This is a genomic window from Roseococcus sp. GW821-FHT12F05, assembly GCF_058806835.1.
In genome coordinates this window covers 574,528-600,034 of record NZ_JBXAQB010000002.1, presented here as the reverse complement: position 1 = coordinate 600,034, position 25,507 = coordinate 574,528, and the positions used below count along the sequence as shown (strand labels likewise).

Sequence of the window (25,507 nt, the reverse complement as noted above, 5' to 3'; positions counted from 1 at the left end):
GGAAGGAGGAAACAACATGGCGCATGAACGCCTCCGTCGATTCAACACCGGCCTCTACTACAAGGGGCAGGACATCAAGAACGAGATGTCCATGGTGGTGAAGGCGGGCCAGCTGATCTTCCTGCGGGGCCAGACGGGCTTCACGCTCGACGGCGGCTTCGTGGGCCTCGGCGACGCCGCGGCCCAGGCTGAGCAGGCCATGCAGAACGTGAAAATCCTGCTGGAGGAGGCCGGATCGCAGATGGCCCATATCTGCAAGATCACGACCTACATCACCGACCGCGCCTATCGCGAGCCGGTCTACCAGGTGATCGGCCGTCACCTCGGCGACATCGCGCCCGTGGGCACCGGCCTCATCGTCAACGGCCTCGCCCTGCCCGAGATGCTGGTCGAGATCGACATCGACGCCGTCATCCCCGACGAGGCCGCATGATCCCCATCCTCCACCGCGACGGTATGCTGCATATCAGCGGCATCACCGCCGGCCCGGCCGGGCCCGGCTTCACCATCGAGGCCGCGGAGAAGCAGGCCGAGGCCGTCTTCGATGCGCTGGAAGGCCAGCTCGCCTCCGTCGGCTGCAAGCTGACGGACCTCTGCAAGATCACCATGCAGATCACCGACCGCGCCTTCCGGCAGGCCGTCTATGGCGTGATGGGGCGTCGGCTGGCGGGGGTGTATCCCGTCAGCACCGGCCTCATCGTGAAGGCGCTGCACGACCCCGCGGCGGTCTTCCAGCTCGACGCCTACGCCGTGCCCGGCGGACCGCACGAGCGGCTGAAGAAGTACCGATCCACCAGCGCACCCTACGGCCTGCACAAGCAGGAATTCGTCGCGGATTTCTGCATGGTGGTGGTCGCCGGCCGCCGCATCTTCCTGCGCGGGCAGACCGGCCTCACGCTGGATCGCGAGTTCCCGAACCTGCACGATGTCGGCGCCCAGGCGCGCATGGCGATCGGCAACGTGCAGAAGCTGCTGGCCGAGGCGGGCGCCACCCTCGCCGATGCCGTGGCGGCCACCATCTACGTCACCGACCGCGCGCAGATCGCGCCCGTGATGGAGGGGCTGATGCCGGCGCTGTCGGCGCATCCCATCCCGCACTCGCTCTTCGTGGTGAAGGGCCTCGCCGCGCCCGAGATCCTCATGGAGATCGACGTCCACGCGGTGCGCGCCGATGTTTGACGACCTCTGGACCGACGCCCGCCTCGTCACGATGCAGGGCGACGGCCTCGGCATCGTCGAGCCCGGCGCGCTGGCGGTGAAGGACGGGGTCATCGCGTGGCTCGGCCCCATGTCCGATCTGCCGGCGACCGGGGCGAAGCATCGCCACGACGCCGGCGGCCGCTTCCTCCTCCCCGGCTTCGTCGACGCCCACACGCATCTCGTCTTCGCCGGCGACCGCATCGGCGAGTTCGAGCGTCAGCTCGGCGGCGCCACGCGCCAGGAGCTGGCCGCCGAAGGCGGCGGCATCCTCGCCACCATGAAGGCCACGCGCGGGGCGAGCGTGGACGAGCTCGTCGCGACCGCCGCGCCGCGCCTGCAGCGCCTGATGTCCGAGGGCGTCACCACCATCGAGATCAAGTCCGGCTACGGGCTCGACCTCGACGGCGAGCTCAACATGCTGCGTGCCGCGCGCCGGCTGGGGCGCGAGAACGGCATCCGCGTCGTCACCTCCTTCCTCGGCGCGCATGTCGTGCCGCCGGAATTCGCGGGACGCTCGCGCGACTACCTCACCCATCTCGCCGAGGTGATCCTGCCGGCCGCCATGGCCGAGGGGCTGGTCGACATCTGCGACGGCGGCATCGAGGGCCTGTCCATCCAGCCCGAGGAGATGATGATCCTCTACCGCGCGGCGCAGAAGGCGGGGCTGCCGGTCAAGGGCCACACGGACCAGTATGGCGACGTGGGCGGCGCCGGACAGCTCGCAGCGCTCGGCGCCCTCTCGGCCGACCATCTCGAATACACCAGCGAGGCCTCCATTGCCGCCATGGCGAGGTCCGGCACGGTGGCCATGATGCTGCCGGGCTCCACCCTCTTCCTCAACGAGCCGCGCCGGCCGCCCATCGACCTCTTCCGGAAGCACGGCGTGTCCATGGCGCTGGCGACCAACTGCAATCCCGGCAGTTCGCCCACACTCTCGCCGCTGCTGGTGCTGGCGCTGGGCTGCTCCTTCTTCCGCATGACGCCGGTGGAGGCGCTGCGCGGCTACACGGTCGTCGCCGCGCGCGCGGCGGGCCTCGCGGGGAAGGTCGGCGAGCTGCGCGTGGGGCTGCCGGCCGACTTCGTGCTGTGGGAGATCGGGCAGCCGGCGGAGCTCTGCTACTGGCTGGGCGGGGCGCCGCCGCGGGAGATCGTGCGCCATTGAGGGGCTCCGCCCCTCAAACTCCCCGGCAAGAACCTCATGTTCTTGCATCTCCGAAAAATTTATTGATTATAATGAATAGATAGGGTCCAGGGCCAAAAAGCCCTGGCGGGGAGCGCGAGGGGCAGAGCCCCTCGCTACGCCCCCACCGAAACCGTCTCCAGCACCGTCAGCGAATCCGCTGCCACGCCCGGCAGTCCGCGCAGATGCGGCATCACGTCCTGCGTCGCGCGGATCGCCCGCTGCAGCCCGTCGATTGCGGCGCTCAGCCGCTCCGCGCCCAGGCTGCGCGCCGGCTCCAGCACCATGTGCGCCGCCTGCCGCATCCGCGCCACGTCGCGCGCGATGCCGGGCTCGGCCAGGACGGCGCAGCCCTGGCGGATCTCGTCCAGCATGTCGCGCATGGCGTGATTGGCGAGCGGCCCCATCTCGGCGACCAGCCGGCGCAGCGTCACCTCGTTGAGCAGCGGAACCGCATCCACGCCCGGCACCGACGGTGCCGGCCGCCGCCAGGAATGCCCCGCGGCGAGCTGCGCCATCGCGGCCAGCAGCGCGTCGCGGTCGATCGGCTTGGCCAGGTGCGCATCCATCCCCGCCTCGTAGCAGGCCGAGATCTCCTCCGGCTGCGTCGAGGCCGTGACGCCGAGGATGGGCACGGTCCCCCGCGGCGGCGGCAGCCGCCGGATGCGCCGCGTGGCCTCCAGCCCGGTCATGCCGGGCATGTGCACGTCCATCAGCACGATGTCCCAGCTCTCGCGCTCGACCGAGGCGATGGCCTCCGCACCGCCCGCGACGAAGCCCATGCGATGGCCCGCCGTCTCCAGCAGCGCCTGAACCACGAGCCGGTTGGGCGCGAGGTCGTCCACCACGAGCACCCGCAGCCCCTCGGAGGGTGCGACGGGCATGGCGGCGGGCGCCTCCGGCACCGCGCCGAGCTCGGGCAGCGGCAGCTCCAGCCAGAAGATGGCGCCATGGCCCGGCGCGCTGTCGCAGCCGATGGCGCCGCCCATGGCCGCCGCGAGGCGGGCGGTGATGGCCAGGCCGAGGCCGGTGCCGAGCCCCTCGGCATGCGGCGAGAGCTGCGTGAAGTCGCGGAACAGCAGGTGCCGCTTCTCGACCGGCACGCCGGGGCCGCTGTCCTGTATCTCCAGCCGCAGCCCGTCCTGGTCGCGGCCGAGCGGGCGCACGCGCAGCGCCACGCGCCCGCCATTCGGCGTGAACTTCACCGCGTTGGAGAGCAGGTTGAGCAGCATCTGCCGCAGCCGCATGGCGTCGGCCTCGACCACCTCGGGCGTGTCGGCCGCGATCTCGAGCAGCAGGCGCTGACCCTTGCGCTCCACCTCCGGCGCCATGAGCCCGGCGCAGGCCTCCAGCAGCGGACGCAGCGTGACGGGCCGCGCGTCGAGGTCGAGCTGGCCGGCCTCGATCTTGGAGAGATCGAGCAGCCGGTTCACCAGCTCGCGCAGATGGCCGCCGGCATCGTGCAGCAGGCGGAGCTGCTCGCGCTTCGCCGGGGCCATGTCCGCATCCTGCAGCAGCGCCTGGGCGAAGCCGAGCATGGAGTTCAGCGGCGTGCGCAGCTCGTGCGACATGCGCGCGAGGAAGAGCCCCTTGGCCTCATCCTCCGCATGGGCGGCATCGCGGGCGGCGGCCAGTTCCTCGTTGGCGCGCTTGAGCGCGGTGATGTCGGTGCGGATGCCGATCGTGCCGCCATCCGGCGTCATGCGCTCGGTGACCAGGACCCAGCGGCCGTCGGGCAGGTAGCGCTCGATGGGGGCACCCTTGGAGCGGCGCCAGCGCGCCATGTCGTCGATGAAGGTCTCGATGTCGCCGTCGACCTGCGGGAACTGCCCGCGCAGCGCGCCCTCGCGCATGATGTCGCGGTACAGCGCGCCCTCCTTCAGGAAGGGGGCGGTCAGCGCGTACATCTCGCGGAAGCGCTGGTTGCAGATGACGAGGCGGTCGTCGGGCCCGAAGACGACGAAGCCGTCGGTCATGCTGTCGAGCGCGCTGGCGAGCGTGATGCGCCAGCGCTCGCCGTCGGAATCCTCGCGCTGGCGGAGCACGAGGAGCAGCAGCCCGGCCAGCGTCACGATCATCACCGCGAAGGCGGCGGAGAAGAGGACCGCGGGCCAGAGCTCGCCGCGCCAGCCGGCGAGGGCGGCCTCGCGCGGCAGGCTCGCCCGTATCGTGAGGTTGCCGTAGAGGGTCGGACGGCTCTGGACGAGGCTCCGTGGTTCCGCGGCGTCGTCAGGCTTCGTGCCGACCAGCACCTCCTCATGCGGCATGGTGGCGAGGATGGTGCGGTCGGCGCGCAGCAGGCTGACCCGCAGGCCCGGGGCGTCGCCGCCCGAGGCCAGCAGTTGGCCGAGCTCGGCCAGCGGGATCTCCGCCATGGCCGTCGCCCCCGGCAGGCCGGCGACGGCCGCGGGCTGGGCGAAGAGCAGCGCCCATTCGCGCGAGGCCGGGTTGCGGATGGGCCCGCCGATGCGCAGGCCACCCTCGTGCAGCCCGTATTCGGCGAAGCTTGGCCCGCTGGGCAGCGGCAGCCGGCGCCGGCGGTAGACGCTGAGCGCGGTGGCCACCGCCTGGCCCTGATTGTCGAGCAGCAGCAGGTCGCGGAAGAGGAGGTTCTGGTTGTTCAGCTCCTGCAGCACCTCGCTCGCCCGGTTCGGGTCGAAGCGGCTGCCCGGCGACAGCGGGCCGAGGATGGTGGGCAGGCCGAAGAGCAGCGATTCGACCTGGGTGAAGTGGCGGTTGATGTTCGTCTCGACCGCCCGGGCGATGCGTTCGACGTTGCGCTCGCCCTCCGCCAGGGCCTCCTGCCGCCCGCGCTCGATCAGCAGCCCGGTCGCCAGGGCCTGGACGAGCAGCAGCGCCAGGGCGGCCCCGAGGACGGCGCGCTGGAGCGGGCGGGTGAGGGGCATCTCAGCCCCCGGGGCGAGGGCGTTCTATTCCAGCCCCCTGTGGATGGCCTCGCAAGGCGGCCGGAACACCATGAATCCCGAACTCCGGAACAGCCTTTGGCGCGCGCCGGGCCGCCTCGGGGGACAGGCGGCCACGGCGCTTCGCCGATTCCTTCAGGATTCCGCCTAGCTTGCGGGGCTCCGATTCGCCAACGGCAAGTGCCGCATTCCCAGATGGTTAAGGACAGAAGTTGCGGAATAGACGCAGGAAATACTCGCCTGAATTGCAGAATTCCATCGCATGCACGTCTAAGTTGATGGTCTGTATTCCAAGGACTGAAAGCGGCGTCAGAACCCCTCGCGCGTGAGCGCGTCCAGCGCCTGGCCGAAGCCGCGCGTGGAGAAGGGCAGCGCCACCTCGGCGTTGAGCGCGTCGCGATACTCCAGCCGGCCCTGCGCCTCGCGGGCCCGCATCCGGGTCAGCAGGGGGGCGCTCAGCTCGGTGTCGGCGACGCAGCCGCGCGGGCCGCAGGCCTTGAGCGTGACCGGGATGGGCGGCGCGCCGTCCGCGAGGTTGAGCCGCATCGGCACCGCGACGGTGATGTTGGAAGGGATCAGCACCACGAGGCGGGTCGGGTCGTCGCGCTGGATGCGGCCGAGGGCGAATTGCGCCACCGGCTGGCCGCGCTGGTCCTGCAGCGACTGCAGCAGCTCACAGCCGCGGCCGGCGGCGGGCGCGGTGCGGGTCTCGCAGCGGAGCACCCAGTCGCCATAGGTGGCGGAGGTGCGCTGAGGCGCGGTGGAGGTGGAAGCCGGCGGGGCGGCGGGGGCCGACGGCGAGGGCGCGGCGGGCCGTTGCGCCTGGGCGTCCAGCGACGCCGCCGCCCAGGCCAGGCAGAGCAGGAGACGGACGTGGACGTGGCGCATCTGGAATTCCGGGTTTGCTGGCGGCTGCCGTCGCTATAGCGGAGATCGGAGACGGCAGAAATCGGCCGCCTCCGCGGCGGATGCCGCAGGCCGCCGCAAGGGCACGGGGGAGAAGAACCGGTGCTCTTTGAGGCTGGCGCTCCTTCAGGCCGTAGCGCCACATCTTCTCATTGACAATGATCCCGCTGTGAAATTATAAATTTTTTATTATAATTTTCCGAGGAAATATAATCCTCGAGGTAAGCCGATCCTCGAAATAAGGAACACCAAGATGGCGGTCTCCAAGCTCCTTCCCGTCGCGGCGCTCGCTCTCGCGCTCGGTGCCGCGGCTCCCGTCCGGGCTGAACAAAGCCCGGTCTTCGGCGAGGCGAGCGTCGCCGCAATGTCCCAGGAAGATGCGCGCACGGTGACGGCGCGCGGCGCCTACGCCAATTACTGGGGCTATTACGCGGAGGCCTACCTCTACAGCGCCTGGGCCTGGGCCTATTACGGTCGCTACGCCCACCCCCGCGAACTCCAATAGCGAAATGAACGCCTATTGGAGCGCCTATTACTATAGCTACTACGGCAATCAGTTTGCCTACAGTGCCTACTACTATTCCTACTACAGGATGTAGCATCGCCTCCTGACGCCGGAATCGACGCAAGATCAGCGAGTGATGCGATCGCATCACCCCCGTTCGGGTGGCAATATGTTGGCTTTCAGGCTGGGGTGTGGACGGCCCGTCGCGGGCGCTCTGGCTGCTTTTGCCGCAGCGTTCAGTCCGGAGGCCATCGCACAGACCGAGGGAGACCGTTCGGCCCTCCTGCTGCGAATCGAACAGCTCGAGCGGCGTCTCCAGGAGCTGGAACGGTCACAAGCCGCGGGCGCACAGCCGCCCGCCGGGCCGCGACGTCGGGCCGCCGCCGCCCCGCCACGTCCGGCTGCCGAGCCCACCGTCGCGCGAGCGGCGCCGGCCTCCGATCCTCCTCAGTCCACCGCTGCCGTCGCCCGCGCGTCGTCCGCCGCAGCCGAGCCGCAGGCCGGCGCCGCCCGCCCGCCGCCCGCCGCCGCCCCTCTCCCCGCCGCCCCCGATGCCGCGTCCGGCCGCGCCCGCGATCCGCGCGACGAGGACATCCCCCAGGAGGCCTTCGTCTTCCGGGACCAGGCCGTCACGCTTCGCCCCGGGCGCGCGGAGGTCTCGCTCGACCTCAACTACGCGCGCGACCGCCGCACCATCGTGGCGGATCGGAACTTGTTCGGCTCCTTGGCCGGGCGGATCGGCATCATGGAAGGCGTGGAGGCCTCGCTCACCTTACCCTTCTTCTCCTCCGTCCGGAGCTTCGAGACCGGGGGCGATATCCAGGATCGCGAGGCGCGCAATATCGGGGACCTGACCGTGCAGGTGAACACGCGGCTCTGGGGCGAAAGGCCGATGCGGCCGGGCGCCATCTTCACCGCCGCCATGATCGCGCCGACCGGCCCCTCGCCCTTCGCGATTCCTCCGGAGGGCCTCAATTCGGCGATCGTGCCGGTCGACATCACGCAGCTGCTCAATTCGCGCGGCGCCTGGGCGCTGCGCGCCGGCCTGCAGTTCTTCAAGACGGTGGACCCGCTGGTGCTCTTCGGCGGCATCGCCTTCGAGCACGTCTTCCCGATCCATGACGGGGCCATCACCTACCGCCCGGGCCAGCGCATCGGCTACAATGCCGGCCTCAGCTTCGCGCTGAGCGAGCGCTCCACCCTCGGGCTCACCTTCATCGGCACCTACACCTCGGCGATGGAGGCCAACCAGTACCGCTACCGCAACTCCGCGACGGAGACGGGCATCATGCGATTCTCCCTGGTCCAGCGCGTCCTGGATACGACCTGGATCGAGCCGTCGCTCGCCATCGGCCTCGTGTCCGAGAGCCCCAACTTCCAGGCCGGTCTCGGCCTGCGATACCGGTTCTGACGGCCATGTGCGCGACCCGCCGCAACCTCGGCCTCGGCGCCTTCGCCGCTCTGCTCGCGGCCCCCGCCGCGGCGCAGGAGCCGCTGATGCGCCGGCCGCAATCCTACCAGGCCCGCCGCTACGCGACGGTGGTGCGCCAGGTGCTCGAATACTCCTGCGGCAGTGCCTCGCTCGCCACGCTGATCACCTATTTCGTCGGCACCCCGACCACCGAGGCCGACGTCATCCGCATCCTGCGCGAGCGCCACCCGACCGAGGAAGCCTGGCGGCAGAAGCAGGAGGTGGGCTTTTCCTTCGAGGACCTGATCTTCGCCGCGGACCGGCTGGGCTTCGCCGCCCAGGCCGCGCGCATCGAGGTGTCGCAGCTGCCCCGCATCGCCGGGCCCGTGATGGTGCATCTGAACAAGGGCAGCTGGCAGCATTTCTCCGTGCTGCGCGCCGCGCGCGGCGGCTTCTTCTACCTGGCCGATCCGATCAACGGGCAGGTCACCCTGTCGGAGGAGGAGTTCCGCGGCGAGTTCACCGGCGCCGTGCTGGCCGTCTGGCGGCGTGGCGCGGGCCTCGCCACGCGCTCGCCGCTGCAGGCGGTGCGCGACGGCGTCTCGGTCGAGCGCACGCTGTCCCGCGCGATCGAGCTGACCATGCCGCATGTCTTCATCCAGCCGCCCTTCTGACGCGCGCGCGCGGCTCACGGGCCTCGCGGTGCTGGGCCTCGCGGTGCTGGGCCTTGCGGGGCCGGCCCATGCCGATCCGCGCTGCGCGCGCTTCGGCCGGCCCTCCTACAGCGCGATCCGGGTCATCGAGCTGCCTGGCGCGCCGCCGGTCCGGCTGCGGGCCTTCATCGCGGAGGGCGGGGTCCGCACCGAAGGGCCGGGCCCCCATGGCGGCACCATGGTCACGCTCAACACGACCGGGCTCAGCGCCATGTTCGCCTCCACGGCCGAGCCGCGCGTGGCCATGCGCCTCCCGCCGCCGCCGCGCCGGCCCGAGCTCGCCCCCGATGCGGTCCGTCAGCGCGAGCTGCGCGAGGGCGGCCGCATCTCGCTCCTGACGGAGGTCCGCGACGATGACGGCCAGTGGCGGGAGGTGGAGGCCGTGATCTGCCGGCCCGACGGCGTCCTGCTGGAAGCGCGGCAGCCTGCCCCGCGCCTCCCGCCGCCGCAGATGCAGGTGATGCGGCAGAGCGAGATCCGCCTGGGCCCGCAGGATCCGGCGCTGTTCCGCCTGCCCGAGGGCTTTCGCCTGATCGATCCGCCGCCGCCGCCCGCCGGTCCCCGGCGCTGAGCGAGGGGGCCGGAGCCCCTCGCTTCCCGTTCCCTCAGTCGGCGAACTGCCCCGCGGCCTGGATGACCGGGCGCCAGCGGGCGATGTCGGCCGTCCAGAAGGCGCGGTGCGCTTCCGGCGTCGCGCGCTCCTGCGCGACGGGCTCGGTGCCGAGGTCCTGGAAGCGGCGGACGAGGCCCGGCTCGCGCAGCGCGACCTGCAGGGCGCGGGAGAGGCGCGTCACGATCTCCGCGGGCGTGCCGCGGGGCGCGTAGAGCCCGTGCCAGATGCTGACCTCGAAGCCGGGCATGCCGGCCTCGTTGGCCGTGGGCAGGTCGGGCAGGGAGGAGAGGCGGGTCGGCGTCGTCACCGCATAGGCGCGGACGGTGTTGGCGCGGATCTGCTCGGTGGTGTTGGTGGTCTGGTCGCACATCAGGTCGACCGTGCCGCCGACGAGGTCGTTCATCGCCGGGCCCGTGCCGCGATAGGGCACGGTGGTGAGCTGCACGTTCAGCGCCGACTGGAAGAGCAGGCCGCAGAGATGGCTGGCCGCGCCCACGCCGGCATTGGCGAGGTTGATGCCCTGGCCCTCGCGGCGGACCAGCGTCACGAGCTCCTGCAGGTTGTTGGCCGGGAGGTTCCGCTTGCCGATGATGGTCATCGGCACCTCGGTGATGAGGCCGACCGGCTCGAAGCCGTTGATCGGGTCGTAGGCGAGACGGCGGTACAGCGTCGGGATGGTGCTCATGCCGATGTGGTGGATGAGCAGGTTGTAGCCGTCGGGCCGGGCCACGGCCGTGCGCTGGGCGCCGAGCGTGCCGCCGGCGCCGCCGACATTCTCGACCACGACGGTCTGGCCGAGGTCGCGGCCCATCTGCTCGGAGACGAGGCGGGCGACGGTGTCGGTCGGGCCGCCCGCCGCGAAGGGGACGATCACGGTGATGGTGCGGGTGGGGTAGTTCTGGGCCTGGGCCGGGAGGGCAAAGGCAGCCATTGCGGCAGCGGCCAGCGCGGGCAGGATGCGCCGGTTGAGGCGGGACATGGTTTCCTCCATCAAGGGGATCGTTCGGCAGGACTTGGGTCGGTTTTGATCATCGGACGCAACCTTTGCAATGGCTAAACGCATGACCGCGCAGGAAGCAATTGTGAATCCGTCTCGCCTGCGGGGCATGGCGGAGCCATGAGGGTGACCGCGGAGGAATTGCTGCAGCGCGGCATCGACCGGCACCGCGCCGGGCGGGTGGAGGAGGCCGAGGGCCTCTACCGCCGGGCGCTGCGGCTGGCGCCGGGCCATCCGGATGCGGAGAACCTGCTGGGCATCTGCGCGCGGCAGAAGGGCGACCTGAAGGCGGCCCTCTCCCATGCGGCGCGGGCGGTGGCGGCGGTGCCGGATTCCGCGCTGTTCCAGGCCAATCATGGAGCCGCGCTGGCCGAGGCGGGACGGCTCGGCGAGGCGATCGGCGCGCTGCGGCGGGCGCTGGCGCTGAACCCCGCCGACGCGATGAGCCTGCGCAACCTGGGACAGGCGATGACGGCGGCCGGCCAGGCGCGCGAGGCGATGGAGCCGCTGCGCGAGGCGGTGCGCCTGTCCGATGCCCCCGAGGCCTGGCTGGCCCTGGCCCATGCGGCGCGCGAGGCGGGCGAGGCCGAGGCGGCGCGGGAGGCGGCCGCGCAGGTGAAAGGTCCGCTGGCCGAGCAGGCCGGGTTCCTGCTGGCGGGGCTCGGCGCGGCGCCGATGCCCGCGCGGGCCCCGGCCGCCTATGTGCGCGAGCTCTTCGATGCCTTCGCGCCCCGCTTCGACGCGGAGCTGGAGGGCGCGCTCGGCTACCGGACGCCGGCGCTGCTGGCGGGGATGCTGGAGGGTGTCTCGCCGGGGCGCGTGCTGGACCTGGGGTGCGGGACCGGCCTCTCGGGTGTCGCGCTGAAGCCGTTCGCCACGCGGCTGGAGGGGCTGGACCTCTCGCCGCGCATGCTGGCCGAGGCGCGGGCGCGCGGGATCTACGACGCGCTGCACGAGGCGGATCTGCTGGAGTTCCTGCCGCGCCGGCCGGCGGCCTGGGACGTCGTCGCCGCGGCCGACGTGCTGAACTACCTGGGCGATCTCGGCCCGGCCTTCGCGGCGATCCGCACGGCGCTGAAGCCCGGTGGGACGGCCGTCTTCAGCCTGGAGGCGGGCGAGGCGGAGGTCGCGCTGGGGGAGGGGCTGCGGTTCCGGCACAACGCGGACCACGCGGCGGGGCTGGCGGAGGCGGCGGGACTCGCGGTGGCCGCGCGGCAGGAGGCCGTGCTGCGCCGGGAGAAGGGGGCGGATGTGGCGGGGGTGCTGTTCCGCGTCGGCGGGTGAGGGGGCGCTCAAACCCAGTTCTCCCGGAAAGGGCGCGGGATGTAGCGGCGGCCTCCTGCGAGGGTGTGGAGGGTCTTGAGGCCGCGCAGGAAGTCGAGGGCGGCCTGTTTGTTGCGGCGCCATTCCGAAAGTCGTCGCTCGATGGGCAGCTTCAGGATGATTTCGGACAAATCGGGATCGGCGACCATCCAGGGCGGGCCCGGCAGGGCGCGCAGGAGCTTGAGGCGTCGGGCGAGCCAGATGAGGCGCAGGCCGCGCAGGCGGATGGCGCGGCGGGCGGCGCGGCAGATGTAGCCCTCAAGGCGGCGCAGGAGGTGATCCTTCGGCGCGGCGGCGAGCGCTCGGAGCAGCCGCTCCCAGAGCCCGGCATGGGTGAGGCGGCGGAAGTGGCGCGAGATGGTGTCAGGTTTGCCGTATTCCTCGGGGAGCTCCCCACAGGGGCCCTCGGTGGCGGCTACGCGGAAGAAGGCGTCAAAATGGGCGCGCAGGTCACAGGGGCGGCCGCGGGTGGTGTCGGGGAGGTGGGGGAGGAGGGCGTGCCACTCCTCGTCGGTGAGCGGGGCGTGGGGGATGATGAGACGCGCGGGCGGGCGGGGCCTGGGGCCGCGGGGGCGGATGTAGGGCTCGCGGAGGCAGGCGGGGAGGAGGTGGCGGAGGGACATCCGCCACGATAGGAAACATGCGCGAACAAATCAAGAACTTATCGTATTCGTGGCACCTTCGCTCTTTCTCTTCGATGCGGACGACTATATTCTAATCGAGGATGCGCATGGGGTAGTCGATATCCAGAATGGTCGAGGATTTATCGAAAGCTGGAGAACCTCGGGCCCATTCGAGCCGTTGGGTAATGGCCTTCAGGTCCGGTGCAGCGTAAACAAAGCGTTCATCATAGCGAAGGTAAAGCGTCTCGAAGAATCGCTCGATTCTGAGTGGACTGTCCGTAGCAGGATAAGCCGGCAATAGGGCGCCCAGGTCGGCATCCGCCATCTCAACCAAAGCAAGGGAGACCGCCTCGTATCGAGACACATCATTTCGGATGCCGCGCCGTCCGGTTAGTTCCCGAAGCGCCGAATGAAAGCGAATAATACTTTCTACTGGTTCTCCGCCGAGCGCCATCGCAACATCATTGGCCTTGAGCTGTCGAGCAGGGGAATTGGGCACTTCACCGGCAATGGTCGCCGCTTCCTCAATCTGCCGATTTGCTCGGATCACGAAAAGATAGCCGAACACCATAGCCGGATAAGTGATGTGCAGGTTAGTGCACTCGCCGATCGTCTCTTCCATTCGATTGGTGAGATTACGAAACGCCCCGGTCATGCCCTTGCATGAGATCGCGAGAACCGGCCCCAGGCCGCGCTTATTAACCACCACATCAACATTCTTAGTCTTGAGCCCGCCCAATACCGTCGCTTCGCCGCCTTCGGCGACGGCAGGATCGTAGCTGAGCTGCCATTTGCCCTTGTGTTTGCGGAAGGTGAACGGAGGTCGAGGCGTAATCTCGTCAGGACGGAAGCCGCCTTCGATAACCAGCCGACAAGCCACGTACCAGTGTAGGGGTTTGATGTGCTGCTGGCTCTGCGTCGCGCCCTCGTAAGAAGCGAAATGCGCCAGTGCGGCATGCTGGCTAGTGAACTGACAAGTCTTGGGGAAGAGTGGATCCTCGGTCGGCTGCACGGAAGGGTTGGTTTCGTCCGGCAATTCGGGATCGGGGATCGGTTCAGACATAGTGTCGCCACTGCCGCATCGTCATCACGGCGTCCGCCAGGGCCTTTCCCGAGAGCTCCGGTAGCATTTCATCGGCTGGCACCAGTATCTGTGTTGCTTCACGAGGTTCCAGTTTCAACATGCCACCACCGAGTGGATGCCCCTCAATTTCTCGGCTGAGCGCGGAGAAGTCGCTTGTCCAGGATGCAGCCACCCGCTTCATTGCAGCGGCATCGCGGACATGCACGCAATGGATCGAATTCGTGCAGGTGGCACCACCGGCGTTGCGCACGAGACTGGCGGAGATGCCTGACATGTAACTCAGGAAGTAGTCGGGTTGATGCACGTCGGGGACTGAGAACCAGGGATCACGCATCCGGCATTTATAAGCTTCCCTTGCTTCAAGTCCCGCTTCAGTGTCGAGATATCGTTGTACTGTCTTTGGCAGAGCGGAGAGCGTGGTCTTCGGTAGCCGCAGGAGCATGAAGGGCTCATCTGCAACTCGCCACGTCTCAAGAGTTTGCTCCGTGAGTTGCTGCGCCGGCAACGCCCGTCCGTTCCGTACGGTGGGGTGCAGCAGGTCAGGCGGAATACGGAGCTCTTCCGCGGAAGAGGGCTTCAGGTGGAAGAAATCGTTGGCACCAGAGACGTAGCCAATGCCGATCTTTGCGGCAGTACCGAAACGCAACGACTTGGGATGCTTAGCCACGCGACGATAGATCGACCGGATGGACGCAGGGAGCACGAAGGGCCGCAGGCGCCTTCTCCAGATATCTCGCCATTCGCGAACCGGGACATCTTCGCCACTGACGGGGGGCTGCACCATTTGATCTGGTTCAAAACGATCGAGTGCGGTGAAGCGGATGCGGTCCGTGCGCCCGCTATAGCCCCGGGCCGACAGAAGCCAGCAATCTTCAGATAGGTCGGGGAACAATTTAGCGCGGACGGCCACGAGATGAACCTCGTGGAAGTTTGCGACCAAATATTCCATGAGAGGCGCAGCATAGGGCGCGTGACCAATCTCCGCCGGTACGACGAAGGCCATTCGACCACCGGGCTTAAGCAGGCTGGCGGTGGTGACCAGGAATGGTGCCCAGGACGAAGTAAGGCCGCTGAAGTCGGCGCCGAGTTGGCGACAAAGTCCTAGCGCGTGGTTCCGCACCACCCCTTTGAAGGTTTGGTAACGTATGAAGGGTGGGTTGCCGGCCGCACACTCGAACCGCTCGGAGGTTTCGCTCGCCCACGTGAAGAACTCCCCCTCGTGAACCAGCGCCCAGGGAGCTCGTTCCATGGCCGCTGCGGCGGCTCCCACATCTTGCTCGATGCCGACGCTGTGCCTGTGCGCCGCGAGGAAGCGCCCATCTCCGCAGGAGGGATCCAGCATTCGATCGGAGGAACTTTGGATCGCCCAACTCACGAGAGCGGCTACAACCGAGTCTGGTGTGAAATAGGCGCCGCTATGCTTTTGACTAAGCAGGACCATAAACTCCGCCTTGAATGGAAATGGTGAGCATCATCCAGCGCGAATCGGGACAGAATCGTCCGTAGGCGACTTGCATAAGGAGCGAAGACACGGCCGTCGAGCATCACCTTGCATGTCTCGGATTGCTTTGGCCTTAAAGCCTCCGCAACGGCACCCGCCAGGCCAGCACCGTCGCCACCCCCAGCAGCACCGCCGCCGCCGCGAACATCGCCCTAAACCCGCCCGACAGCCCCGCCGCCATCGCCGTCCGGTCCTGCTCGGCTAGCGCCGCCAACGCCTCCCGCCCGCCCCGCATGGCCTTCGCGAAATCCGCCGCCAGCGGGGCATCCGCCAGCGTGAAGGCCCCGAAGATCACCGTGCTCAGCAGCGCCGTCCCCGTCGCCGAGCCCAGGTTCCGCGTAACTGCACCGAGGCCGTGGCCACGCCGATCCGGCTCACTCCTGCCGCCGCCTGGATCGTCGTCTGCACCGCGGGGAGGAGCAGCCGTAGCCGAAGCCACTCGGCGTGAGCGTGCTGACGCCGGGCGCGGGAGAAGGCCGCAGCGGATCGTCGATGCGCCTCTTCGCCCGGCGCATCCGGCATCAGGCAGGGATCGAGCCTGTCCGGCGCCCGGCTGGCGTCCTCTGCCTTGGCCCGAACCGGCCGGACATCGCGTCAGACCAAGCTACGGCGATGGAGGCATCGCGGGGTCCAGCAGCATCTGTTCGAGGGCGGCCGAGGGCATGGGCTTGCCGAACAGATAGCCCTGCCCAAGCCCGCAGCCGAGCCTGGCGAGCTCGGAGGCCTGGGCGCGGGTCTCCACCCCCTTGGCCAGCAGCGTCATGCCCAGGCCGTTCGCCATTTCCACCAGGCCTCTCAACACGGCCTCCCCGCCGCTTCCGGGCGAAAGCCGATCCACCAGGCTCTTGTCGGCCTTGATGAGATCCGCGGGGACATGCAGCAGGTGCGTCAGGGGGGCAGAGCCCAGGCCGAAATCATCGAGCGCGATGCGCAGGCCCTCCGCGCGCAACCGCTCGACCGTCCCGATGATTCTCCGATCGTCGTCGTCCAGATAGACGGTCTCGGTCACATTGAGGACGATCTGGCCGAGCGGCACCCCATGCTGCGAAAACGCGCCCAGGATCCGCTCGCACAGGCCATCCCGCTCGAAATCGGCCCGGGACAGGTTCACGGCGACATGCTGCAGCCGGATGCCCCGGTCGAGCCATCGGCGCATGTCGCGGGCCACCAGCTCCAGCATGCGATCGGTGACATGGGGCGCCGCCTGAGGGGCCCGCATCGCCGGGGCCAGTTCATCGGCGGAAATGATGTTGCCATGCGGGGCGCGGACACGAAACAGAGCCTCCACGCCGATCACCTCGCCGGTGTCCAGCTGGGCCAGCGGCTGGTAATGCGCCTCCGCCCGATCCTCGGAGAGGGCGCGGTTCGTGGTGTGCAGCGCCTGGAAGCGCCGCCTGGTGATCGTCGCCAGCTTTTCGGCGAAGGGGACGAAGCCGCCTCTGCCGGCCTCCTTCGCGTGCCGCAGCGCCAGTTCCGCCTGCCAGCGCAGGATCTCCGGCTCGGCGAACTGCAGGGGATGGAAAGTCGCGCCGCCGCAGCTGAGGGTGGCCCTGACGGGATAGCCGTCGCACGCGATGGCGTATTGCATGGAGGCGAGGATCCGCTCGGCGATGCCCGACATGATCCCGGCGGAGGCCAGGTCCTCCAGGAGAACGGCGAACTCGCCGCCATGAACCCGGAAGGCCCGCCCGGGCGAGACCCCTCGCACGATGCGCTGCGCCACTCCCCGGATCAGGGCATCGCCTATCGTATAGCCATGCTCGTCGTTGACGTCCCGCAGGCGGTCGATATCGAGGAGGATAAGCCCGACCTTCCGGCCGGCGCTGGCGGCCTGGGAGATGGCTCTCTCCAGGCCGGCCCGGTTGCCGAGGCCGGTGAGCGTGTCGAGGTAGTTCAGGCGGAAGTTCTCGGCGCGGATCTCCCGCCGGTCGAGCAGGATGGCCGACAGATCGGTGCATTCGTGGACGACGCGCTCTTCGTCCGCGGTGGGGCCACGGCTGTCCCGATAGTAGAAGCCGAAAGCGCCGATGACGCGCTCGTCGCCGCCGACGATCGGGCTCGACCAGCAGGCTCTCAGGCCGAGCGGCTCGGCCATGGACTTGTAGGGCGCCCAGCGGTGGTCGGCGGAGATGTCGGTGACGGCGACCGGCTTGCGCAAATACGCGGCGGACCCGCAGGAGCCGACTTCCGGGCCGATCGGAATGCCGTCGAGGGCGGCGGAATATTGATTGGGGAGGCTGGGCCCGGCGAGCGGATGCAGGCGCCCCGCCGGATCGATGGTGACCATCGAGCACAGGACGCCTGGGGAAAAAATTTCGGCCTCCCGGCAGATGCGGTCGGCGGTTGCTTCGACGGGCTCATCGTTGGAGAGCATCTTCAAGATGGATTGTTGAAGGTGTGTCAGCATCCGGTCGCCGCCCCACGATAAGAATTATCACATGGCATTGTTTTAGCATGCTCGATGAGGGCGCGCGTCGTCTTTCGCTCCCTCCGGACCATCGCGGAAGCGTGGCGAGACGCGGGCCAGCGCGCCAGAGGGCGGAGCTGCGCGGCGATCCTTGTTCCGGAGCGGCGTTTCCTCGCGGACTGTCGGCATCAGAGCCTTCTCAACGGCACCCGCCAAGCCAGCACCGTCGCCACGCCCAGCAGCACCGCCGCCGCCGCGAACATCGCCCGGAACCCGCCGGACAGCCCCGCCGCCATCGCCGTCCGATCCTGCTCGGCCAGGGCCGCCAGCGCCTCGCGCCCGCCCCGCATCGTCTCCGCGAAATCCGCCGCCAGCGGGGCATCCGCCAGCGTGAAGGCCCCGAAGATCACCGTGCTCAGCAGCGCCGTCCCCGTGGCCGAGCCCAGGTTGCGCGTGAACTGCACCGAGGCCGTGGCCACGCCGATCCGGCTCACCCCCGCCGCCGCCTGGATCGTCGTCTGCACCGCGGGGAAGGAGCAGCCGTAGCCGAAGCTCGCGATCGCCAGCAGCCAGGGCAGGGCGCTGAGCGGGATGGCGTCCAGCGCGAAGCTGAAGGCGCTCAGCGTGAGCGTGCTGACGCCGAGCATGACCGAGGGCAGCGCCATGTTCCGGCCCGTCCGCGCCACGAACTGGCCGGAGATCAGCGCGCCGAGCCCGCCGGCAAGGCTCGTCGGCAGCATCATGACGCCCACCGTCGCGAGGGGCACGCCGCGGACCACGCTGAAGTAGAGCGGCATGAAGGAGATCATCGAGACCATGACGCCCGCCACGCAGGCGGAGCAGAGGTTGGTGCGCCAGATCACGGGGTCGGTCGCCAGCCAGGCGGGCAGCAGCGGGTCGTCCGTGCGGGTCTCGACGCGCATCAGGAGGAGCAGCGCGGCCAGGGCCACGGCGGCGATGGGCAGGGCGGTCAGCAGGGCCTCGGTGCTCAGGCGCTGCACGCGGTCCAGCACCAGGACCAGCGCCGTCACGAAGATCGTGAAGAGCAGGGTGCCCGGCGCGTCGAAGCGGAAGGAGCCGCTCTGGGGGCCGTGGCGGGGGAGGCGCAGCGCGCCGAGGACGCCGAGGCCGACGAAGGGCAGGCCGGCCAGGAAGACCCATTGCCAGCCCCAGTGCTGGGTCAGCCAGCCGCCGGCCAGCGGGCCCATGGCGGAGGCGCTCATGAAGCAGGCGACGAGATAGCCCTGGTAGCGGCCGCGCTCGCGCGGCGCCACGCTCTCGCCGACCAGGGCGTTGGCGAGGGTGAGCAGGGCGCCGCCGCCGAAGCCGTGCAGGATGCGCGCGAGGAGAAGGGTCTCGAAGCTCGGGGCGAAGCCGGCGGCGAGCGAGCCCACGGCCTGCACGCCGAAGGCGAGGAGGAGGATGCGGCGGCGGCCATAGGCGTCGCCGAGCTTGCCGACGATGGGGGCGGCGATGGTGGCGGCGATGAGATAGGCCACCACCACCCAGGACATGCGCTCCACCACGCCGAAATGCGCGGCCATGGCGGGCAGGGCGGTGGCGGTGATGGTCTGGTCGATGGAGGAGATGAAGATGGCGACGCCGACCGCGGGAAAGGCCCGGAAGAAGGCGGCGCGGGAAGCGGAATGATCCATCGGGGTCAGCTTGCCAGCCTTCGGCTGGCTTGCCTTCCCCCTCACACCACCGCGTGGCGCCCCATTTCCAGGAACTTCTCGCGGCGCCGGGCCTTGAGCGTGGCGCCGTCCAGCGGCAGCAGCGGCTCCAGCGCGGCCCAGACGGCGTCGCCCACGGCCTCCAGGGTCGCGCCCTGGTCGCGATGTGCGCCGCCCAGGGGCTCGGCGATCACGGCGTCGATGAGGGCGAGGCGCTTCAGGTCCTCGGCGGTGAGCTTCAGCGCCTCGGCGGCGGTCGGCGCCTGGGCGGCGTCGCGCCAGAGGATGGAGGCGCAGCCCTCGGGTGAGATCACGGAGTAGATGGCGTGCTCCAGCATCAGGATGCGGTCGGCCGCCGCCAGCGCGATGGCGCCGCCGGAGCCGCCCTCGCCGATGATGGTGGCCACGAAGGGCACAGGGGCGGAAAGCCCGGCCTCGATGGAGCGGGCGATGGCCTCGGCCTGGCCGCGCGCCTCGGCCTCGATGCCGGGGAAGGCGCCGGAGGTGTCGACGAAGGAGAGGATGGGCATGCCGAAGCGGCCGGCCAGCTCCATGATCCGGCGCGCCTTGCGGTAGCCCTCGGGCTTGGCCATGCCGAAATTGTGCTGCACGCGGGTCTCGGTGTCGTGGCCCTTCTCGGTGCCGAGGACGGCCACGGCGCGGCCGCGGAAGCGCCCGAGGCCGCCGATGATCGCGGCGTCGTCGGCGAAGGCGCGGTCGCCGGCCAGTGGGGTCCATTCGGTGATGAGGGCCTGCACGTAGTCCAGGCATTTGGGACGGTCGGGGTGGCGGGCCACCTGGGCCTTCTGCCAGGGGGTGAGCTTGGCATAGGTGGCGGCGAGCAGCTTCTCGGCCTTGTCGCGCAGCTTCGCGACCTCGTCGGCCACGTCGATGCCGCCGGCATCGGTGGTCCGGCGGAGCTCCTCGACCTTGCCTTCCAGCTCGGCGATGGGTTTTTCGAAATCCAGGAAATGGCGCATGGTCGGCCCGTCTAGCCCAAAGCCCGCCCCGCGGAAACCGGGCGGTCCACTTGGCGGTCCGGGCGCCCGGACATAGAGTGCGCGCCCTTTGATCTCCGCCAGGAACAAGAAATGCCCGCGCTTGCTGCCCGTCTCGCCAATGTGAAGGTTTCCGCCTCGGTCGCCATGTCGATCAAGGCCCGCGAGCTGGCCGCCCAGGGCGTGAAGGTGATCGGGCTCACCACGGGCGAGCCGGACTTCGCCACGCCCCGCCATGCGATCGAGGCGGCCTACAAGGCGGCGCTGGACGGGCAGACCAAGTATCCGCCCCAGGGCGGGACGCCGGCGCTGAAGGCGGCCGTGCAGCGCAAGTTCAAGCGCGACAACAAGCTCGACTTCACGATGGACGAGATCCTCGTCACCAACGGGGGCAAGCAGTCCATCTTCAACGCCTTCATGGCGACGATCGATCCCGGCGACGAGGTGGTGATCCCCTCGCCCTACTGGGTCAGCTACGCCGACATGGCCAAGGTGGCCGGCGGCGTGCCGGTAACGGTGAGCTGCCCGCAGAACAACGGCTTCAAGATCCGGCCGGAGGACCTCGACGCCGCCATCACGCCGAAGACCAAGTGGGTGATGCTGAATTTTCCCAACAATCCGACGGGCGCGGCCTGCTCGCGCGCGGAGATGAAGGCGCTGGCCGAGGTGCTGCTGAAGCATCCGGACGTCTGGGTCATGACGGACGACATGTACGAGCACCTCGTCTACGACGATTTCGAGTTCTGCACGATCGCCGAGGTCGAGCCGCGGCTGAAGGACCGCACGCTCATCATCAACGGCGCGTCCAAGACCTATGCGATGACGGGCTGGCGCATCGGCTTCTGCGCGGGCCCGGCGGCGCTGATCAAGGGCATGTTCAACATGCAGGGCCAGACCACGGCGGGCGTCTCCACCGTGGGCCAGGCGGCCGCGGCGGCGGCGCTCGACGGGCCACAGGAGCTGGTGAAGGAGCGGGCCGCGGAATACCGCGCGCGGCGCGACATGGTCGTGGAGATGCTGAACCAGGCGCCCGGCATCGCCTGCCACAAGCCCGAGGGCGCCTTCTACGTCTTCCCGAACGTCGCCGGCTGCATCGGCAAGACGACGAAGGGCGGCAGGAAGATCGAGAACGACACGGACTTCGCCTTCGCCCTGCTGGACGAGGCGCATGTGGCCGTGGTGCAGGGCGCGGCCTATGGCATGTCGCCCTATGTGCGCATCAGCTACGCGACCGACATGGAGAGCCTGCGCGACGGCTGCACGCGTATCCAGGAGTTCTGCAAAGGTCTTTCCTGATGCCGTCCGATGACCGGAGGGCGTCTTCGCCCGGAGGTCTGAATCGGCCGGCCGGCACGATGCCGTCCGATGACCGGAGAGCGCCTTCGCCCGGAGGTCTGAATCGGCCGGCCGACACGATGCCGTCCGATGACCGGAGGGCGGTTTCGCCCGGAGGTCTGAATCGGCCGGCCGAAGACACGATGCTTCGCGTCGGCACCGATGCCGACACCGATGCCTACATCCGCCTGATCGGCGACGCCTGGTCCGAGTTTCCGGGCGTCGTCTTCGACGTGGATGCCGAGCTGCCGGAGCTGCGTGCGCTCGCCACCTATTTTTCCGAGAAGGGCGGCACGCTCTGGCTGGCCGAGGGGGCGGCCAAGGGGGAAAGCCTTCCGCTCGGCATGGTCGCCACGCGCCCCATGCGCGAGGACGGCGCCTGGGAGATCTGCCGCATGTACGTGGCCAAGGCCGCGCGCGGCACGGGTCTCGCGCACCGGCTGCTCGACACGGCCGAGGCGCATGCACGCGACCACGGCGCCGAGCGCATGGTCCTCTGGACGGACACGCGCTTCAACGCCGCGCATGCCTTCTACGAGAAGCGCGGCTATGTCCGGCAGGGCGCCATCCGCATCCTGGACGACCTCTCGAAATCCCTGGAGTTCCGCTACGCCAAGCCTGCGCGCGGCCTCGTCGTCGAGGCGCTGGACGCGGCCGCCGCGGCCAGCGCGGAACGTCGCTTCTCGGAGATCCTGGTGGCCTGCGTGGCCGACGGCGCCTTCGTGAGCTTCCTGCCCCCGCTTGCGATGGAGAAATCGCGCGCCTTCTGGAAGCGCACCTCCTCCGAGGTGGCGCAGGGGCATCGCGTGCTGCTCGGCGCCTGGGTGGAGGGCGCGCTGGTCGGTACCGTGCAGCTCGACCTCGCGACGCCCGAGAATCAGCAGCACCGCACGGAGCTGGTGAAGCTGCTGGTCGATCCTGCCTATCGCAAGCGCGGCGTCGGCGAGGCGCTGATGCGCCGGGCGGAGCAGACCGCGCTGCGCCTCGGCCGTCGGCTGATCACCCTCGACACGCGGGCCGATGCCGATGGCGAGAAGCTCTACCGCCGTCTCGGCTGGAGCGAGGGGGGCTACATCCCCGATTTCGCCCAGGATGCGACCGGCCAGGGCTACGCCACGCGCTTCTTCTTCAAACGTCCGGAATGACCTCGCGGTCGTAGACCGGCGCGGCCGTCGCCGTTTCCGAAGGCACGCGCGCGACGAGAAAAGCCGCCGCCTGCCGCGCCCCGTCCTCCATGAGCCGGCGCATCTGGCCCGCGCTGCGGTCGAGCTTGCTCTCGTAGTCGAGCGAGGCCTGCAGCTCCGGCGACATCTCGATGAGCGGCATGTGGTAGGGCATCTCGCGCTCATAGGCGAAGCGGCGGGGGATGCGGATCATGTGCCGCACCGGGCTTCGTTCCAGGAATTCAGGCCGGAAGGCGTCCTGCAGGAAGAGGTCGTTGAACTTCGCGATCGCGGAGAGCTGGTGGAAGAGCGAGATGTTGCCGTAGAGCTCGTTGCGCCGGTCGGTGATCTCGTCGGGGCGCGTCGGGACGCGGTTTGATGTCGTGGGGTTGATCTTCACCACCCAGATCTCGTCCGGGATGTTTCCCGCGCCCACGATCTCCTGCCGCACCAGCTCGCCGACCGGCGGGTTGTCGGAGAAGAGCCCGTCCCAGTACATGCCGCCGTCGCCGACATCCACCGCCTGGAACAGCTCCGGCACGGCGGCCGAGGCCATCAGGTGCTCGACGCGGATGGCGCCGTCGCGCGAGGTGAACTCGCGCATGCGCCCGCTCAGGATGTCCACCGCGCCGATGAGCAGCACGGGGCTCGCCTCGCGGGGGATGGCGGCCATCGCCTCCACGTCCAGGTGCTTGCGCAGCAGCGTCGCGAAGTCCGCGTATTCGGCCCGCAGCAGCGGGCCGAAGGCCGCCATCGCGGCCCGCAGGCCCGGCGAGTAGGGCGTCGTGTTCATCACGGGGATGTTGCCGCGCGAGGCCAGCCGCAGCATGGCGAGCAGCCCGTCGTTGAAGGCCTGCTCGCTCGGCAGCTGCGCCGTATTGTCCGTCCAGAAGGCCTCCAGCCGGCGCCAGGGCTCGGGCTCGCGCAACTGCAGGCCGCACCAGGCGAGCGTGGCGCAGATGGCGCCGCCCGAGGCGCCGGAGAGGCTCACGATCTCGAACTCCTCCTGCACGCCCGCGCGCAGCAGATGCGAGAGCACGCCCGCGGTGAAGGCGGTCTGGCTGCCGCCGCCCTGGCAGGCGATGGCGATCTTCGTCTTGCCAGTCACGAATGATTCCTCACGGAAGGCTCCAACGGGTGTCCTTCCGCGCTAGGCTCGATGGCCGCGGGCTGTCCACCGCGCAACGATGACAAGAGGCCGACATGATCCAACCCGCCTGGGTCCGCGCCATGGCCGCCTACAACAGCGAGATGAACCGGCGGACCTATGCCGCGGCCGGCACGCTCCCCGACGCGGAGCGGCGCGCCGATCGCGGCGCCTTCTTCGGCGGCATCCACGCCACGCTGAACCACCTGGTCTGGGGCGACCGCATCTGGATGAGCCGCTTCGACGGCTGGGAGGCGCCCTCGGCCAGCATCCCCGGCAGCACCACGCTCCACGCGGACTGGGACGAGCTTTCGTCGGTGCGGCGCGGGCTGGACGCCGACATCGAGGCCTGGGCGGCCAGGCTCACCCAGGAGGCGCTCGACGAGGAACTGGTCTGGTTCAGCCGCAGCATGCAGCGCGAGCGGCGCGATCCGCGCTGGCTGGCGATCACGCATTTCTTCAATCACCAGACGCATCATCGCGGCCAGGTTCACGCCCTGCTGACGCGGGCTGGCGCAAAGCCCCAGGACACGGATCTCACGGCAGTGGTCCGCCGCGATTCCTGGTCCTGACGGCAAATCGGACCTCCCCATCGCGGCAAGGCTTAGGTTCAATGCCGTGGGGGAGTATCGAGATGCTGGAATCAGTCTGGGCGCGTACGATGGCCGCCTACAACAGCGAGATGAATCGCCGCATCTTCGGGGCCGCGGCGATGCTCGACGAGGATGAGCGGCGTGCCCATGGCGGCGCCTTCTTCGGCAGCATCCACCGCACGCTCAGCCACGTGCTCTGGGCCGACATCAACTGGATGAGCCGCTTCGACGGCTGGGAGAAGCCGGGCGGCGGCGTCGCCGGCAGCCCCGACTTCGCGCCCGGATGGGAGGCGATGCGCCGCGCGCGCGAGGCGGCGGATGCGGGCATCGAGGCCTGGGCGAGCCGGCTGACGGCGGGCGAGATGGCGCGCGACTTCACCTGGTTCAGCGGCAACAGCCAGGCGGAGGTCACGCGCCCGCTCTGGCTGCTGATCGCGCACATGTTCAACCATCAGACGCATCACCGCGGGCAGGTTCACGCGCTGCTCACGCGCGCGGGCGTGCGGCCGGAGGCGACGGACCTGCCCTGGATCGTCGAGCGCGAGCCGGCATGAACGGGGGCTCGCCAGCGGCGAGACGCAGGATATAGCATGCCTCGCCGCCCCAGAACGCGGCCAATCCCAGGGAGAACATCACATGCGCCTGTTCCAACTCGGCCTCGTCACGGGGCTGCTGGCCGCCACGCCGGCTTTCGCGCAGGCGCCCGAGGGGGCCTCGGTCACCCGCACCACGACCGCCACCGCCGTCGTGGAATCGATCGACCACACCACGCGCCAGGTGGTGCTGCGCGGCGAGGACGGCTCGCTCGAGACCATCGTGGCCGGGCCCCGGGTGCGCAACCTCGCGCAGGTCCGCGCGGGCGACACCGTGGTGCTGGAATTCGGCGAGGCGCTGATCGTGGCGCTCGCCAATCCGGCCGACGGCGCGGCGCCGGCCGCGGCAGGCGCCGCCGAGGCGCGCACGGCCCGCGGCCAGCTGCCCGGCGTGGGCGCCGCGGAGGGGGTGCGCGCGCGCGTGACCATCAATTCGGTGAACCGGCGCACCGGCGCGGTGACCTTCACCGGGCCGTCGGGCGTGCAGCGCACGGCACGGCCGCAGCAGCGCGAGATGATCGACTTCGCGCGCTCGCTGCGGCCCGGCCAGCAGGTGGACATCGTCTATGGCCGGAGCGTCGCGCTCCGCGTGGAGCCGATGCGGCGGTAGGATGTTCC

General features: G+C 69.6%; 24 protein-coding genes. 13 read left to right on the top strand and 11 right to left on the bottom strand.

Annotated elements, in window-relative coordinates; translation table 11 throughout:
* The first annotated feature begins 16 nt into the window (after positions 1-16).
* The 3 genes from AC1ROY_RS07675 to hutI are packed head-to-tail and all read left to right on the top strand — an operon-like array spanning position 17 to position 2,362.
* Positions 17-433, top strand: a complete 417-nt coding sequence (locus AC1ROY_RS07675; RefSeq protein ID WP_493148101.1) for a RidA family protein — start codon at positions 17-19, stop codon at positions 431-433.
* Positions 430-1,179, top strand: a complete 750-nt coding sequence (locus AC1ROY_RS07670) for a RidA family protein (RefSeq protein ID WP_493148099.1) — start codon at positions 430-432, stop codon at positions 1,177-1,179. The genes AC1ROY_RS07675 and AC1ROY_RS07670 overlap by 4 nt, the downstream gene beginning before the upstream one ends.
* Complete coding sequence (hutI, locus tag AC1ROY_RS07665; RefSeq protein ID WP_493148098.1) at positions 1,172-2,362, top strand: imidazolonepropionase; 1,191 nt, start codon at positions 1,172-1,174, stop codon at positions 2,360-2,362. The genes AC1ROY_RS07670 and hutI overlap by 8 nt, the downstream gene beginning before the upstream one ends.
* A 134-nt stretch (positions 2,363-2,496) precedes the next feature.
* Here the strand turns inward: hutI and AC1ROY_RS07660 are convergent, their stop codons facing one another.
* Both AC1ROY_RS07660 and AC1ROY_RS07655 read right to left on the bottom strand, forming a co-directional pair.
* A complete protein-coding gene (locus AC1ROY_RS07660; RefSeq protein ID WP_493148096.1) occupies positions 2,497-5,286 on the bottom strand; it encodes a hybrid sensor histidine kinase/response regulator in 2,790 nt (929 codons plus the stop codon).
* 327 nt (positions 5,287-5,613) lie between these two features.
* Positions 5,614-6,192, bottom strand: coding sequence for an invasion associated locus B family protein (locus AC1ROY_RS07655; RefSeq protein WP_493148095.1), 579 nt, complete (start codon positions 6,190-6,192; stop codon positions 5,614-5,616).
* Positions 6,193-6,463: 271 nt separating this feature from the next.
* Here AC1ROY_RS07655 and AC1ROY_RS07650 point away from each other — a divergent pair, with 271 nt between their 5' ends.
* The 4 genes from AC1ROY_RS07650 to AC1ROY_RS07635 all read left to right on the top strand — a co-directional run bounded on the left by AC1ROY_RS07650 (position 6,464) and on the right by AC1ROY_RS07635 (position 9,410).
* A complete protein-coding gene (locus AC1ROY_RS07650) occupies positions 6,464-6,715 on the top strand; it encodes a hypothetical protein (protein WP_493148094.1) in 252 nt (83 codons plus the stop codon).
* 169 nt (positions 6,716-6,884) lie between these two features.
* A complete protein-coding gene (locus AC1ROY_RS07645) occupies positions 6,885-8,126 on the top strand; it encodes a transporter (RefSeq protein WP_493148092.1) in 1,242 nt (413 codons plus the stop codon).
* A gap of 5 nt (positions 8,127-8,131) precedes the next feature.
* Positions 8,132-8,800, top strand: a complete 669-nt coding sequence (locus tag AC1ROY_RS07640) for a C39 family peptidase (RefSeq protein WP_493148091.1) — start codon at positions 8,132-8,134, stop codon at positions 8,798-8,800.
* Complete coding sequence (locus AC1ROY_RS07635; protein WP_493148089.1) at positions 8,775-9,410, top strand: hypothetical protein; 636 nt, start codon at positions 8,775-8,777, stop codon at positions 9,408-9,410. The genes AC1ROY_RS07640 and AC1ROY_RS07635 overlap by 26 nt, the downstream gene beginning before the upstream one ends.
* Before the next feature lie 34 nt (positions 9,411-9,444).
* On the opposite strand, the gene AC1ROY_RS07630 is transcribed toward AC1ROY_RS07635, so the two are convergent.
* Entirely contained in the window at positions 9,445-10,431 is a 987-nt protein-coding gene (locus AC1ROY_RS07630; RefSeq protein ID WP_493148088.1) for a tripartite tricarboxylate transporter substrate binding protein BugD, read from the bottom strand.
* A 138-nt stretch (positions 10,432-10,569) separates the two neighbouring features.
* Here AC1ROY_RS07630 and AC1ROY_RS07625 point away from each other — a divergent pair, with 138 nt between their 5' ends.
* Positions 10,570-11,733, top strand: coding sequence for a class I SAM-dependent DNA methyltransferase (locus AC1ROY_RS07625; protein WP_493148086.1), 1,164 nt, complete (start codon positions 10,570-10,572; stop codon positions 11,731-11,733).
* Between the two features lie 8 nt (positions 11,734-11,741).
* Here AC1ROY_RS07625 and AC1ROY_RS07620 read toward each other — a convergent pair whose 3' ends face one another.
* The 7 genes from AC1ROY_RS07620 to AC1ROY_RS07590 all read right to left on the bottom strand — a co-directional run bounded on the left by AC1ROY_RS07620 (position 11,742) and on the right by AC1ROY_RS07590 (position 20,040).
* Positions 11,742-12,395, bottom strand: coding sequence for a transposase (locus AC1ROY_RS07620; protein ID WP_493148084.1), 654 nt, complete (start codon positions 12,393-12,395; stop codon positions 11,742-11,744).
* Between the two features lie 91 nt (positions 12,396-12,486).
* On the bottom strand, positions 12,487-13,458 hold the full coding sequence (locus AC1ROY_RS07615) for a hypothetical protein (protein WP_493148082.1): 972 nt from the start codon (positions 13,456-13,458) through the stop codon (positions 12,487-12,489).
* Positions 13,451-14,920, bottom strand: coding sequence for an Eco57I restriction-modification methylase domain-containing protein (locus tag AC1ROY_RS07610; protein ID WP_493148081.1), 1,470 nt, complete (start codon positions 14,918-14,920; stop codon positions 13,451-13,453). The genes AC1ROY_RS07615 and AC1ROY_RS07610 overlap by 8 nt, the downstream gene beginning before the upstream one ends.
* Positions 14,921-15,053: 133 nt before the next feature.
* Entirely contained in the window at positions 15,054-15,275 is a 222-nt protein-coding gene (locus AC1ROY_RS07605; RefSeq protein ID WP_493148079.1) for a hypothetical protein, read from the bottom strand.
* Positions 15,276-15,584: 309 nt separating this feature from the next.
* On the bottom strand, positions 15,585-17,354 hold the full coding sequence (locus tag AC1ROY_RS07600; RefSeq protein ID WP_493148366.1) for a putative bifunctional diguanylate cyclase/phosphodiesterase: 1,770 nt from the start codon (positions 17,352-17,354) through the stop codon (positions 15,585-15,587).
* Positions 17,355-17,575: 221 nt separating this feature from the next.
* Positions 17,576-19,042, bottom strand: a complete 1,467-nt coding sequence (locus tag AC1ROY_RS07595; RefSeq protein WP_493148078.1) for an MFS transporter — start codon at positions 19,040-19,042, stop codon at positions 17,576-17,578.
* A gap of 41 nt (positions 19,043-19,083) precedes the next feature.
* Positions 19,084-20,040: an acetyl-CoA carboxylase carboxyltransferase subunit alpha gene (locus AC1ROY_RS07590; RefSeq protein WP_493148076.1), complete on the bottom strand. Its 957-nt coding sequence runs from the start codon at positions 20,038-20,040 to the stop codon at positions 19,084-19,086.
* Between the two features lie 111 nt (positions 20,041-20,151).
* Here AC1ROY_RS07590 and AC1ROY_RS07585 point away from each other — a divergent pair, with 111 nt between their 5' ends.
* Together AC1ROY_RS07585 and AC1ROY_RS07580 are read left to right on the top strand one after the other, a co-directional pair.
* Positions 20,152-21,354, top strand: a complete 1,203-nt coding sequence (locus tag AC1ROY_RS07585) for a pyridoxal phosphate-dependent aminotransferase (protein WP_493148074.1) — start codon at positions 20,152-20,154, stop codon at positions 21,352-21,354.
* Positions 21,355-21,536: 182 nt separating this feature from the next.
* Entirely contained in the window at positions 21,537-22,538 is a 1,002-nt protein-coding gene (locus tag AC1ROY_RS07580) for a GNAT family N-acetyltransferase (RefSeq protein ID WP_493148073.1), read from the top strand.
* Here the strand turns inward: AC1ROY_RS07580 and AC1ROY_RS07575 are convergent.
* Positions 22,522-23,664, bottom strand: a complete 1,143-nt coding sequence (locus tag AC1ROY_RS07575) for a patatin-like phospholipase family protein (RefSeq protein ID WP_493148071.1) — start codon at positions 23,662-23,664, stop codon at positions 22,522-22,524. The two genes, AC1ROY_RS07580 and AC1ROY_RS07575, sit on opposite strands and share 17 nt — an antisense overlap.
* 95 nt (positions 23,665-23,759) lie before the next feature.
* Here AC1ROY_RS07575 and AC1ROY_RS07570 point away from each other — a divergent pair, with 95 nt between their 5' ends.
* The 3 genes from AC1ROY_RS07570 to AC1ROY_RS07560 all read left to right on the top strand — a co-directional run bounded on the left by AC1ROY_RS07570 (position 23,760) and on the right by AC1ROY_RS07560 (position 25,499).
* A complete protein-coding gene (locus AC1ROY_RS07570) occupies positions 23,760-24,275 on the top strand; it encodes a DinB family protein (protein ID WP_493148070.1) in 516 nt (171 codons plus the stop codon).
* Positions 24,276-24,337: 62 nt separating this feature from the next.
* Positions 24,338-24,850: a DinB family protein gene (locus AC1ROY_RS07565; RefSeq protein ID WP_493148069.1), complete on the top strand. Its 513-nt coding sequence runs from the start codon at positions 24,338-24,340 to the stop codon at positions 24,848-24,850.
* 82 nt (positions 24,851-24,932) lie between these two features.
* Complete coding sequence (locus AC1ROY_RS07560; protein WP_493148068.1) at positions 24,933-25,499, top strand: hypothetical protein; 567 nt, start codon at positions 24,933-24,935, stop codon at positions 25,497-25,499.
* Positions 25,500-25,507: the final 8 nt, after the last annotated feature.